The organism is Limnohabitans sp. T6-5 (assembly GCF_003063315.1).
Classification (GTDB): Bacteria; Pseudomonadota; Gammaproteobacteria; order Burkholderiales; family Burkholderiaceae_C; genus Limnohabitans_A.
Map to the genome: position 1 here is coordinate 221,121 of NZ_NERV01000003.1, position 13,354 is coordinate 234,474.

A 13,354-nucleotide genomic window follows, 5' to 3' on the forward strand; every position below is an offset into this window, starting at 1 on the left:
ACATCTCCAACCACCGACCTGCGAATACCGCTGTCACCCCTCAAACCCCTGCCCGCTTGCGCACCGTGGTGCGCTGCGACGCTGGGGCTTGCCACCACCAACCGCCCAAACCACCGGAGGCGCCAGTCGGGTCATTGACCCCCCAAGCCTTCGACAACCCCTGTTTTTGAAACCGCCAACAAATCCGCGCCACCCGCAAACGTGTTTGAACAAACCGCCACACCCTACCCACCAACCTGGCGCCCACACGCCCGGCTTGTGCCGTCACCCACTGAGGCTTGCTCACCACACCATCCGAATCTGAAGTTCTGAAGTTCATCTTTTGTATTCAAAAATTACTTTTGCAATCATAAACAAATGTGACCTTAGTAATTCATTTAAACAGACCAAAATGATACGAATTGGAGCTTTTAATTGTTTTATTTTGTAAGAGCCAAGCAACATATCAACAGCATTAATACCAGCAACACCAACAACCCACCCCATCAGGCATAACGGCCCGATCAACCCATCGCCAGAGTCCCCGACCACCGACCTGCAAAACACCACAAACCTCGTAGGTCGGCACTCGAAGAGTCCGACATGGGCCAGATAAACCCATCGCCGGAGTCCCCGACCACCAACATGCAAAACACCACAAACCTCGTAGGTCGGCACTCGAAGAGTCCGACATGGGCCAGATAAACCCATCGCCAGAGTCCCCGACCACCAACCTGCAAAACACCACAAACCTCGTAGGTCGGCACTCGAAGAGTCCGACATGGGCCAGATAGAACCACACCGCGCAAACCGGGCATAACACTTTCACTCACCACAACTTAACAAGGGAATTTCAAAATGAACACCACCACCTACCAAAGCGAACAAGCCATTGCCGACGGCCTGACCGACATCATCGAAAACCACCAACTCCACGACCTGTCGAGCGCCCTGAGCACCGCCTTGCTCGCGCGCATCCTCGTCGCCACCGCCCCCGCCTCCGGCCTGACCCAACAAGACCTCTACGACACCCTCGTCGCCGCCTGAAAACGTCGGGCGCCGCCTTGACCCCGCACGTCACCGGTCCATTAACCAAAATGTCGGGGTCTGCGACCACCGACCTACGAACCGCTACACGCCCAAACAAACGGCGTTGCCAACCAAATCCCCAACAAGCGCGTAGGTCGGCACTCGAAGAGTCCGACATCTGCCCGATGCACCACCATCGCCCAAAAAAGGCGTCACCGGTCGATTAACCCAATGTCGGGGTCTGCGACCACCGACCTACAAACCGCCGCACGCCCCATACACCCACGGACATGGCACATCCATACACACATGCCGTGTGTCACCGCCCCCGTAAAAACACCCGGTCCTGAGGCCTCACTCGCCTGGTGACACGATCGGCATGCGGGGCATGGCGCTGACACCCCATGCGGTGTCGTAAATGCCTTCGGCGACGAAACGCGCAAAGGAGCTGTGCTGCCAATCGCTGGCTTGCGCGACCAGGCCGTGTTTGACGGGGTTGAAATGGATGTAATTGCAATGCACTGCGTAGTCGTTGTCGTTGCGGATGGTGTGTTCCCAAAAGCGGTCTTGCCACACTTTGGCGCCGGGATGTTGGGCGCGTATGCAGCGCGTGACCGTTTGTTTGATCAGCATCCAGCGTGTGGCGTAATCCGCGTCGCCTTCGGGAAGCCGCCAAAGGCAGTGCAGGTGATCGGGCATGACCGCAATGGCCAGCGTTTCAAAGGGATGCGTTTGCCGCACATGCCGCATGGCCTCACCCAGCGCATCGACCCAGGGCGCATGGGCAAACCATGGTGCCCGTCCGTGTGTGACCAAGGTGAAAAAATATGTCCCGCCCGCCACCAATGACCGCCGGTATTGCATCACATCCCCCTTGTTTTTTTGTGCCTGAAATTCTCAGACCGGGCTTGACAAGGGTCAAGCCCCAGAAGGGCCTCAGGGTCCATTAACCCAATGTCGGGGTCTGCGACCACCGACCTACAAAATGTCACCAACCTCGTAGGTCGGCACTCGAAGAGTCCGACATCTGCCCGATGCACCACCATCGCCCCAAAATGGCGTCACCGGTCAATCAACAAAATGTCGGGGTCTGCGACCACCGACCTACGAACCACCGCACGCCCAAACACACGGCGTTGCCAACCAAATCCCCACCAACCTCGTAGTTCGGTACTCGAAGAGTCCGACATCTGCCCGATGCACCACCATCGCCTAAAAATGGCGTCACCGGTTGATCAACAAAATGTCGGGGTCTGCGACCACCGACCTGCGAACCACCGCACGCCCAAACAAACGGCGTTGCCAATCAAATCCCCACCAACCTCGTAGGTCGGCACTCGAAGAGTCCGACATCTGCCCGATGCACCACCATCGCCCCAAAATGGCGTCACCGGTCAATCAACCCAATGTCGGGGTCTGCGACCACCGACCTGCGAACCACCACACGCCCAAACACACGGCGTTGCCAATCAAATCCCCACCAACCTCGTAGGTCGGCACTCGAAGAGTCCGACATCTGCCCGATGCACCACCATCGCCCAAAAATGGCGTCACCGGTCAATCAACAAAATGTCGGGGTCTGCGACCACCGACCTGCGAACCGCCGCACGCCCAAACAAACGGCGCTGCCAATCAAATCCCCACCAACCTCGTAGGTCGGCACTCGAAGAGTCCGACATCTGCCCGATGCACCACCATCGCCCCAAAATGGCGTCACCGGTCAATCAACAAAATGTCGGGGTCTGCGACCACCGACCTACGAGACGGCAGCGTCGTTGAGTTGGTGCAAGCGCTCGGGTGTGCCCACGTCTGTCCAGGCGCCGAGGTAGGTCTGGCCGGTGACTTGTCCTTGGTCCATGGCGGTGCGCAGCAGTGGAGCCAAGGCGGCGCTGATGCCTGTGGGGTTGCCCGGCGCGATGCCGGTGCGGGCGCTGTCAAAAAATGCGCGTTTGTACAGCGCGATGGTGCTGAATGTGTGCCGCCGCTCGGCATGGCCTTTGGGCAGATTCAGAACTTGGCCGTCGCCCGACAATCCGAAGTCACCCCCCGGGTTGTGTACTGGATTGGGCACGAGCCACAGGTGCGCCAGTGCTTCGCTTGCGACAAAACGTGCCATGGATTCGCGGTCAAAACGGAAGTCGGGCACGAAGACATCGCCCGCCACCACCCAAAACACCTCGCCCAAGTGCGGCAAGGCCCGCACGATGCCACCTGCGGTTTCGAGGGCGTGTCCAAAATCCAGGCCTTCGTGCGAATAAGCCAGCGTCACAGCCGGCAGGCCCGGCCAGGCGGTTTGCGCGCCGAAATGTTCGGTGATGCGCTCGCCCAGCCAGGCGGTGTTGATCAGTTGCCGGGTGAAGCCGTCTCGCGCCAGCGCTTGCATGGGCCATTGCATGAGGGCCTGGCCGCGCACGGGCAGCAAAGGCTTGGGGGTGGTGTCGGTCAGCGGCCGCATGCGCTCACCGCGCCCCGCCGCCAGCACCATGGCCTGAGCCAGGCCAGGTGAAGAAATTGAATTGTCGAAATGATCCATTCCCGGATGTTGCCACGTCCGCACAGACCCTTCGCCCACAGATCTGCCGCGTAGGTCGGTACGCGAAGAGTCCGACAGGTGCCAGCAAATCCGACGCTCCGCCAAAAATCTCGGCTAAAGTCAAAATCTGGACGCGAACAATCCAGGGCAGCCCCCCCCCGGCCTGACCTTTGTTGGAGACAAAACACATGACACGACCCCCCTTGAAGGTCATTGCGGCGGCGCAGGCGGCCTCGGAGCGCCTGGCCGATCGCCACACGCCTTTCATCTTCAATGACTGGTACGTGGCCGCATTCGGCAACGAGATCAAGGACCAATTGCTGGCTCGCACCTTGCTCGGCCGACGTCTCGTCCTGTACCGCACGTCCGATCAGCAGGTGGTGGCGCTCGAAGACCGCTGCCCGCACCGCTCGATGCCGCTTTCGGCGGGCACGCTGGAGCGTGACACGTTGGTGTGCGGCTACCACGGCTTACGTTTCAACGCGCAGGGCAACTGCATTGAAGTGCCTTCGCAATCGACCTGTCCGCAAAACGTCGGCGTCAAGGCTTACCGCACGCACGAGCGGGGCGCCGTGGTCTGGATCTGGATGGGCGAGGCCGGGGAGGCCGATCTGTCCAAATTGCCCGATCAGGACTGGATGGTTGATCCGCTGTGGGAAAAGTCGCAGGGTTTTTTGAGCTTGCAGGCCAGCTATGTGCGCTTGCACGAAAACCTGCTCGACCTGACGCACCTGAGCTTTTTGCACGCCAAGAGCTTTGGCACGCCCGACTATGCCAAGGCCGCTTTCCAGTCCGAGTTGGGCGACGGCCAATTTGCCTTGTTGCGCAACGTGGTGCCCACCACGCTGCCCCCGGTCTGGGCCATTCCGACGGGGCTGACGGGGCAGGGCCAGGCGGCGCGGATTGTGCGCTCGGCGTTTCGCAGTGTGGGCATCCACGAGGTGTCGGTGACTTTCTACGACTGCCAACTGCCCGAGTCCGAGCGCCCGACGTTTCGCATCCGCACGGCGCACATGCCGACCCCCGAGACCGCGACGACGACGCATTACTTCATCGTGCATGGCCGCGACTTTGCCCTGAACGACCCGGACACCACCCAGTTCATGCACGACCAGCTGTTTGTCGCCTTCAACGAAGACGTCGAAGGCCTGGCGCTACAAGAGCAAGCGCTGGCCAACACCCCGCCCAACGAGTTGTACGAGTTTTCCGTCGCCGCCGACGCCCCCGCCGTGGCCATGCGCCGCTACCTGCTGGCCCGCCAACAAAAAGAAACCCCATCCGCGTCATCGACCTGCAAGTGATGCATGTCGGAGTCTTCGACCACCGACCTGCAAACCCCAACGCCCTCGCAGGTCGGCACTCGAAGAGTCCGACGTTTGATGGGTCAAGCACCGCCACGGGCACAACACCCCACGGCGTTTAAACTTGGGCCTCTTCGGGCACACAGCTCGCTTTTGCTGAGCGCGCCCCCGCATCAATGACCCCCGGCCAACGCGGCGCAAAGCGTCAGCCGACAACCTTAGGAACATTCCCCATGGGCGCACAGTGGAAAGCAAAGGGCAAGGCGCAAGCCGCCGACGCTAGAGGCAAATTGTTTGGTCGATTGGCCAAAGACATCATGATCGCTGCCCGCAATGGCGCCGACCCGGCCGCCAATTCACGCTTGCGTCTGGTGGTCGAACAGGCACGCAAAGTCTCCATGCCCAAGGAAACGCTGGAGCGCGCCATCAAGAAAGGTGCAGGCTTGCTGGGCGATGCCGTGAGTTTTGACCGCGTGATTTACGAAGGTTTTGCCCCCCACCAGGTGCCGGTGATGATCGAAGTGTTGACCGACAACGTGAACCGCACCGCGTCCGAGATGCGCGTCTTGTTTCGCAAAGGCCAGCAGGGCACGTCCGGCTCGGTGTCCTGGGACTTTGACCATGTGGGCATGATCGAGGCCGAACCCGCACAAGCCGGGGCCGATGCCGAGCTGGCCGCCATCGAAGCGGGCGCACAGGACTTTGAGCCCGCGGATGAAGACGGCGTGACGGTGTTCATCACCGAAGCGACCGACCTGGACCTCGTCAGCCGCGCCCTGCCCAATTTTGGCTTCACCGTGGTGTCTGCCAAGCTGGGTTACAAACCGAAAAACCCGGTCGACCCGGCCAATCTGAGCCCCGAGCAACTCGAAGAAGTCGAAGCTTTTTTGGGCGCCATCGACAACAACGACGACGTGCAGAACGTGTTTGTGGGTTTGTCGGGCTAACAACACCCGATACCGACAAAGGGCCTGACAGGCCCTTTTTTTTGGCATATCCACAGGTCGGCACTTGTAGAGTCCGACATGTGCCCGTTGACCCGCAACGCCAAAACCAGACGTTACAGGTCAATCAGAAAAATGTCGGGGTCTTCGACCACCGACCTACGAAGGCGCTGCGATTTGTAGGTCGGCACTCGAAGAGTCCGACAGGTGCCCGTTGACCCGCAACGCCAAAACCAGAAGGCACAGGTCAATCAGAAAAATGTCGGGGTCTTCGACCACCGACCTACGATGGCACTGCGTTTTGTAGGTCGGTACTCGAAGAGTCCGACAGGTGTCCGTTGACACGCAACGCCAAAACCAGACGGCACAGGTCAATCAGAAAAATGTCGGGGTCTTCGACCACCGACCTACGACGGCGCTGCGATTTGTAGGTCGGTACTCGAAGAGTCCGACAGGTGTCCGTTGACCCGCAACGCCAAAACCAGACAGCACAGGTCAATCAACCCCATGTCGGGGTCTTCGACCACCGACCTACGACGGCGCTGCGTTTTGTAGGTCGGTACTCGAAGAGTCCGACAGGTGCGCTTTGAAGGGGAACGCCAAATCCAAGCGCCACAGGTCAATCAACCCCACGTCGGGGTCTTCGACCACCGACCTACTTCGGCGCTGCGTTTTGTAGGTCGGCACTCGAAGAGTCCGACATGTGCGCTTTGAAGGGGAACGCCAAATCCAAGCGCCACAGGTCAATCAACCCCAAGTCGGGGTCTTCGACCACCGACCTACGATGGCACTGCGTTTTGTAGGTCGGTACTCGAAGAGTCCGACAGGTGTCCGTTGACACGCAACGCCAAAACCAGAAGGCACAGGTCAATCAGAAAAATGTCGGGGTCTTCGACCACCGACCTACGACGTCGCTGCGTTTTGTAGGTCGGTACTCGAAGAGTCCGACAGGTGCCCGTTGACCCGCAACGCCAAAACCAGACGGCACAGGTCAATCAGAAAAATGTCGGGGTCTTCGACCACCGACCTGCGACGGCGCTGCGTTTTGTAGGTCGGCACTCGAAGAGTCCGACAGGTGCGCTTTCCCGCAATGCCAAATCCAAACGCCACAGGTCAATCAACCCTTCAAATCAGAATGGATTGTTGAGTATTTTTTGAGCAGTCCCCAAGTGACTGAACGCACCGACACGCGTCGGGCCTGGCGACAAGATGAAACCATTCCTTGTGTGACAGGAGCGCGACATGCACCTCTATACCCGGACCATACACGTCAAGACTGCTGCCTCCATGAGTGCTGCCATTCGGTTTGCGACGGAGGTATGCGCTTACGTGAACAAGACCTACCACACCAAGATGCGCTTTGGCACAGAGACCTTTGGTCAAGCCAAGGTCCATTGGTTCATGGACTTTGACAGCGTCGATCAGTCACTCGCCCTGAACCAGAAAATGCTCTTGGACCACGACTATCAGACCTTGTTGGGCAAAGGCAAAGACCTGTGGGTTGAAGGCAGCATGAAGGATCGGCTGGTGAGGATGGGGCCATGAATTTGTCTGAACTGTGTCAACGCGACATCCTCTCGGTCAGTGTTGAAGCTTCTGTGCAAAAAGCGGCCGAATTGATGCGTGTCAATCATGTGGGGGCGCTGGCCCTGACCGATGCGGAAGACCCGGCCCGGGTGGTGGGTGTGGTGACTGACCGGGATCTGGTGGTCAATCTGCTGGCGCAGGGGCGCTCGCCCAGCGAGCACCCGATTGGGGCCTACAGTCAGGCGCAGTTGATTGGTGTGCCCGGCAGCGCCACGGTGCATGAAGCCATTGCAGCCATGCAAAAGTACGGCGTGCGGCGTATTTTTGTCACCGAGCCCAATGGCCGCTTGATGGGTTTGTTGTCCCTCGATGATGTGCTGAGTGCTTTGGCCGATGACTTGGGTGGACTGGCGCAGGCCCTGCGCATTGGCATTGACCTGGAAACCACCCGCACATCTCCCATGTTCAACCCCAACGAGCTGGCTGGCGACATGTACCTGGCGCAGCATGAACCCTGACTTGTTGGACAGGGCATGTTCACTGGGCAGTGTGACCCGTAAAAACGAACAAGCACCCCCCAAAAAAATCAAGCCCGGCCAGCGAACTGGTCGGGCTGATGGGTGTGTCACGAGAGGATCACCCCAGGGATTGCCCAAAAGAAGCGTTATCGTTCCAGAGGGCGGGGCGCATGAATACGCCCCATGGATGCTTCAGTCAGTGACCCGACGTCAGCGATGCCACTTTAAGCCTGCAAGCCGAGGGCCGTCAAGACACTGTTACATGTCTGGCGCGGCCCGCTCAAGCGTGGCTTCGGCGCTGGCGCACCGCCTGCGCCAGCGCATCCAGCACGGGCACGGTTTGCGCAAAGCTGATGCAGGCGTCGGTGATGGACACCCCGTGTGCCAAAGGCTGGCCTTCTTTCAGATCCTGGCGTCCTTCATTCAAATGGCTCTCGATCATCAGGCCCATGATGCGGCGGTCACCCGCTGCGATCTGAGCCGCCACATCGTGCGCCACCTCGATTTGTTTGCTGTGTTGCTTGCTGCTGTTGGCGTGCGACACATCGACCATCACCTGCGCTGCGATGCCCGAGGCCTCGAGCGCCTTGCAAGCGGCATCCACATCCGCTGCCGAGTAGTTGGGGGCCTTGCCACCGCGCAAGATGATGTGCACGTCCTGGTTGCCGCGTGTCTCAAAAATCGCCGCCTGGCCCATCTTGGTCATGCCCATGAAGGCGTGTGGCGCTTTGGAGGCCACGACCGCATCGGCAGCGACCTTGACGCCTCCGTCGGTGCCGTTCTTGAAGCCCACCGGGCACGACAGGCCGCTGGCCAGTTGGCGGTGGCTCTGGCTTTCGGTGGTGCGCGCACCGATCGCGCCCCAGGTGACCAAATCGCTGATGTATTGCGGGCTGAGCAAGTCCAGAAATTCGGTGGCCACGGGCAGGCCCAGGTCGAGGATGTCCAGCAACAACTTGCGCGCCATCTCCAGGCCCTGGTTCATGGCAAAGCTGCCGTCCAGGTGCGGGTCGTTGATGTAGCCCTTCCAACCCACGGTGGTGCGGGGTTTTTCAAAATACACGCGCATCACGATCTGCAGGTCTTGGGTGTGTTGGTCGGCTTCGGCCTTGAGCAGCTTGGCATAAGCAATCGCTTGGTCGTGGTCATGGATCGAGCATGGGCCGACCACCACCACCAGGCGGTCGTCTTGGCCTTGCAGTACATGCGAGATGTCTTGCCGCGAACGCTCGACCAGCGCCAGATGCGTGGGCGATGCAGGCAGCCGCTCTTCAAGCAGCGCAGGCGTCATGAGGGGGCGCACCGAGGCAATGCGGGTGTCGTCGATGCGGGTTTTGTCTTGGGTGGAAAGCATGGCGATGTCAGAGTCAAATCGCGAAAGTGTAAAGCCCCGTCACAGCGGCAAACCCGCCCCTTGCTTGATGTCGCGCAACACGATGCTCGAGCGCACATGTGCGACGGCGGGCAATTTGAACAGGGTTTGCATCAGGAAATGTTCGTACGCCTCAATGTCTTGCGCCGTGATGGTCAGCACATAGTCGGACGGCCCAGTGGTGGAGTAGCAACGCACGATTTGCGGAGTGGCTTGCACGGCGGCTTCGAATTCGGCCACGGCTTTTTCGGTATGTTGGGTCACGTTGATCTCGGCCAGCACCATCAGGCCCAAGCCCACTTTTTTGCGGTCCACCCGCACGGTGTAGCCGGTGATGACGCCTTGCGACTCCATCTCTTTGATGCGTTTCCAGCAGGGCGTGGGGGACAAACCTACCCGCTCAGAAATTTGTTGCACGGTCATGCGGGAGTCCTCTTGGAGGGCTTCGAGGATTTTTTGGCTGTATGCGTCGTTCATTCTTCAATTTTAGGCTTTTGGAGATATTCATTCTCGAAATGCGGTTTAAGAGACATGAATAAGGAATTTATTGGCTGAAGTGAAGCTTATTCTTACTCGACTATGCAGGAGGCACGAATGTCCGAAACCCCAACCGTCCGCACACCCGATTTGCGCGATTACCAGCTCCAGGACAGCGTCTGGGCACAGCAAGGTTCCGTTTTCTTGTCCGGTACGCAGGCGTTGGTGCGGATCATGTTGATGCAGCGCCAACACGACGAACGTCAGCACTGGAACACCCGGGGGTTCATCAGCGGCTACCGTGGCTCGCCGTTGGGCATGGTCGATCAGGTGATCTGGGAACAGGGCAGGAGGTTCAACGATGCGGGGATTGAGTTTGTGCCCGCCATCAACGAAGAGTTGGGGGCCACGCAGGTGTTGGGCACGCAGCGGGTGGAGTCCGATCCGCAGCGCACTGTGGATGGCGTGTTTGGCCTGTGGTACGGCAAGGGGCCGGGGGTGGACCGGGCGGGCGATGCGCTCAAGCACGGCAATACCTATGGCTCGTCACCGCATGGTGGGGTGCTGGTGGTGGCGGGTGACGACCACGGTTGTGTGTCGTCTTCCATGCCGCACCAGAGCGACCAGGTGTTTCAGTCCTGGCACATGCCGGTGGTCTCGCCCGCCGATGTGTCGGAGCTGGTGAGTTTTGGCCTGTATGGCTTTGTGCTCTCGCGTTATTCGGGCGCCTGGGTGGGCATGACCGCGCTGTCCGAGGTGGTGGAAAGCAGCACCACCGTGGACCTGGACGCCATCACTGCCCAGCAAGGCCAATGGAAGACCCCGCAAAAAGTGCAAGCCCTGACTGGACATGTCGCCCCCGCCGATGGCCTGCACTACCGCTGGCCCGATCTGCCTTCACTGCGCATCGAATCGCGCTTGCAGGACAAGCTGAACGCGGTGGCCGCCTTTGCACAGGTCAACAGCATTGACCGCCAGATCATCGTCAGCCCGCAAGCCCACATTGGCATCGTCACGGCGGGCAAGGCTCACCACGACCTGATGGAGGTGTTTCGCCGATTGGGGCTGAGCGAAGCGTCGTTGGCCGCTGCCGGTGTGCGCGTGATCAAGCTGGGCCTGACTTTCCCGATCGAGCCCACCCGCATGCAGGCCTTTGCGCAAGGCCTGCGCGAGATGTTGGTGGTCGAAGAAAAAGCGCCCATCGTCGAGCAGCAATTGCGTGACCTGTTCTACAACGTGCCCTCGCGCCCGGGCATCGTGGGCAAGTGCGACGTGCAAGGCCAGCCCCTGCTGTCGGCCTTGGGCGAATTGCGCCCTTCACGCCTGATCGTGCAGGTGGCCAACTGGTTGCAGCAGCACACGGGCAGCGCACTGAACATTCCGCTCCTCAAAGTGCGCGACTTCGTGCCCGCCGAGATGCTGAGCAACGCCAGCGATGCGGTCAAGCGCCTGCCATATTTTTGTGCAGGCTGCCCGCACAACACATCGACCAAGGTGCCCGAAGGCTCCACGGCCCGCGCAGGCATCGGTTGCCACTTCATGGCCAACTGGATGGAGCGCGACACCGCAGGTCTGATCCAGATGGGCGGCGAAGGCGTGGACTGGGTCTCTCATTCGCGCTTTACGCGCACACCGCATGTCTTCCAGAACTTGGGCGATGGCACGTATTACCACTCGGGCTACCTCGCCATCCGTCAAGCGGTGGCGGCCAAGGCGCGCATCACCTACAAGATTCTTTACAACGACGCTGTGGCCATGACCGGTGGGCAACCGATTGATGGCGTCATCAGCGTGGACGCGATCGCACGCCAGGTGGAGAGTGAAGGCGTGCAGGCGGTGGCCATCGTGAGCGACCACATCGAGAAATTCAACGCGATCAAAAACCGCTTTCCATCCATCGCCACATTTCACCCCCGCGAAGACCTGGACGAGGTGCAGCGTCAGCTGCGCGAGGTGACCGGGGTGTCGGTGCTGATTTACGAACAAACCTGCGCTGCCGAGTTGCGCCGCCGCCGCAAGAAGGGAGAGATGGTGGACCCGGCGCGCCGCTTGATGATCCACGAAGGCGTGTGCGAAGGCTGCGGCGACTGCGGCGTGCAAAGCAACTGCGTGGCCGTGTTGCCGCACGAAACCCGATGGGGCCGCAAGCGCAAGATCGACCAGACGCATTGCAACAAAGACTATTCGTGCGCCAAGGGCTTTTGCCCCAGCTTTGTCAGTGTGATCGGGGGCCGTTTGCGCCGCAAGACGGGCGCATCGCCCGAAGTGCGTGCGCAGTTCATGGCGCACGCTGCCCGCTTGCCCGACACCCATCCGCGCAGCACCGACAGCCCCTGGGACTTGCTGATCACCGGTGTAGGCGGCACCGGCGTGGTCACGGTGGGCGCGGTGATTGCCATGGCCGCGCACCTGGAAGGCCAGCACGCCAGCGTGCTCGACTTCATGGGCTTTGCCCAAAAAGGTGGCTCGGTGTTGAGTTTTGTGCGCATTGCGCCCACACAGCAGCTGCTCAACCAGGTGCGCATCGACACCCAGCAGGCCGATGCGGTGCTGGCCTGCGATGCGGTCGTGGCGGCCTCGCCCGAGGCTTTGCAAACCATTCGCCACGGCCGCACACGCGTGTTGGTGAACGTGCACGAGACACCTGTGGCCGACGCGGTGCGCCATCCCGACGCAGAGCTGCAAACCGACTTGCTGATCGACAAGATGCGCTTTTCTGCGGGCGATGCGCAAGTCGAAACCTTTGACGCGCAAGTGCTGGCCGAACAGGTGCTGGGCGACACGCTGGCCTCCAACATCCTGGCCATGGGTTACGCCTGGCAACGCGGTCTGGTGCCCGTGAGCCTGGCTGCGCTGGAGCAGGCCATTCGTCTGAACAATGTGGCCGTCGAGACCAACTTGCTGGCCTTCACCGTGGGGCGCCTGGCCGCCGCCGATCCGAGTGCGCTGAGTGCGTCTGCAACGACTGACCCGGTGCCAGAGGATCTGAACAGTTTCATCGACCAGGCGGCCCGCCACTTGACCGCTTACCAAAACGCAGCCTGGGCGCAGTGCTACCGACGCTTGATGCGCGATGTGCAGGCGGCCGGGATAGCCGATGACCGCGTCGCCCTGACGGTGGCCCGCAGCCTGCACAAACTGATGAGTTACAAGGACGAATACGAGGTAGCGCGGCTGTTCAGCGACACCGCTTTCCAGGCGCAGCTGGATGCGCAGTTTGAGGGTGACTACCGACTGGCCTTTCACATGTCACCGCCTGTGCTGTTCAACGCGTCCACTGGCAAAGTGCCCCGCAAGATCACGCTGGGTGCGTGGATGCGCCCCCTGCTGGGTGTGCTGGCGCATGGCAAGCGATTGCGCGGAACGGGTCTGGACCCGTTTGGCTACACGCACGAACGCCGCATGGAGCGCCAGCTGATCAACGCTTACATTAAACAGGTGCAACAGTTGCTGCCCTTGGTCATGGACGACAACACCGAGTTGGTGCTCGAAATTTTGGCGCTGCCGCTGTCCATGCGAGGCTTTGGCCATGTGAAAGCCCGCAACGTGCGCGCCGCCCAAAGCCGCCAGGCCTGGCTGCTGCACCGGCTTGACCCGACCCGTTACCCGCGTCCGCAGGAAGACAGCGGTTTGCAGCAATTGCGTGGCATTGCGATTCGCAGCGTTTGAACTTC

10 protein-coding genes are annotated in these 13,354 nt (G+C 60.4%); 6 read left to right on the forward strand and 4 right to left on the reverse strand.

All coding sequences use genetic code 11. The features are described 5' to 3' along the window. Positions 1 to 837: 837 nt before the first annotated feature. The gene (locus tag B9Z51_RS12680; protein ID WP_108375289.1) at positions 838 to 1,026 is read left to right on the forward strand and encodes a hypothetical protein; all 189 of its coding nucleotides are present in this window, start codon (positions 838 to 840) and stop codon (positions 1,024 to 1,026) included. A gap of 336 nt (positions 1,027 to 1,362) precedes the next feature. On the opposite strand, the gene B9Z51_RS12685 is transcribed toward B9Z51_RS12680, so the two are convergent. Continuing rightward, positions 1,363 to 1,872, reverse strand: a complete 510-nt coding sequence (locus B9Z51_RS12685) for a transposase (protein ID WP_108375291.1) — start codon at positions 1,870 to 1,872, stop codon at positions 1,363 to 1,365. A gap of 892 nt (positions 1,873 to 2,764) precedes the next feature. After that, positions 2,765 to 3,541 (reverse strand): nucleotidyltransferase family protein, encoded by a 777-nt coding sequence (locus B9Z51_RS12695; protein WP_233254956.1) that lies wholly within the window; start codon positions 3,539 to 3,541, stop codon positions 2,765 to 2,767. 188 nt (positions 3,542 to 3,729) lie between these two features. On the opposite strand from B9Z51_RS12695, the gene B9Z51_RS12700 reads away from it, so the two are divergent. From B9Z51_RS12700 to B9Z51_RS12715, 4 genes are all read left to right on the forward strand, one after another. Further along, on the forward strand, positions 3,730 to 4,842 hold the full coding sequence (locus B9Z51_RS12700) for an aromatic ring-hydroxylating dioxygenase subunit alpha (RefSeq protein WP_108375295.1): 1,113 nt from the start codon (positions 3,730 to 3,732) through the stop codon (positions 4,840 to 4,842). A 233-nt stretch (positions 4,843 to 5,075) separates the two neighbouring features. Beyond that, complete coding sequence (locus tag B9Z51_RS12705; protein ID WP_108375297.1) at positions 5,076 to 5,789, forward strand: YebC/PmpR family DNA-binding transcriptional regulator; 714 nt, start codon at positions 5,076 to 5,078, stop codon at positions 5,787 to 5,789. Between the two features lie 1,239 nt (positions 5,790 to 7,028). Next, complete coding sequence (locus B9Z51_RS12710) at positions 7,029 to 7,331, forward strand: hypothetical protein (RefSeq protein WP_146187763.1); 303 nt, start codon at positions 7,029 to 7,031, stop codon at positions 7,329 to 7,331. Next, complete coding sequence (locus B9Z51_RS12715) at positions 7,328 to 7,831, forward strand: cyclic nucleotide-binding/CBS domain-containing protein (RefSeq protein WP_108375301.1); 504 nt, start codon at positions 7,328 to 7,330, stop codon at positions 7,829 to 7,831. Before B9Z51_RS12710 ends, B9Z51_RS12715 begins: the two co-directional genes overlap by 4 nt. A gap of 280 nt (positions 7,832 to 8,111) precedes the next feature. On the opposite strand, the gene B9Z51_RS12720 is transcribed toward B9Z51_RS12715, so the two are convergent. After that, entirely contained in the window at positions 8,112 to 9,185 is a 1,074-nt protein-coding gene (locus B9Z51_RS12720; protein WP_108375303.1) for a 3-deoxy-7-phosphoheptulonate synthase, read from the reverse strand. Positions 9,186 to 9,224: 39 nt separating this feature from the next. After that, complete coding sequence (locus B9Z51_RS12725; RefSeq protein ID WP_108375305.1) at positions 9,225 to 9,680, reverse strand: Lrp/AsnC family transcriptional regulator; 456 nt, start codon at positions 9,678 to 9,680, stop codon at positions 9,225 to 9,227. Between the two features lie 117 nt (positions 9,681 to 9,797). Between B9Z51_RS12725 and B9Z51_RS12730 the strand changes: the two genes are divergently transcribed. Next, positions 9,798 to 13,349, forward strand: coding sequence for an indolepyruvate ferredoxin oxidoreductase family protein (locus tag B9Z51_RS12730; RefSeq protein ID WP_108375307.1), 3,552 nt, complete (start codon positions 9,798 to 9,800; stop codon positions 13,347 to 13,349). Positions 13,350 to 13,354 lie beyond the last annotated feature (5 nt).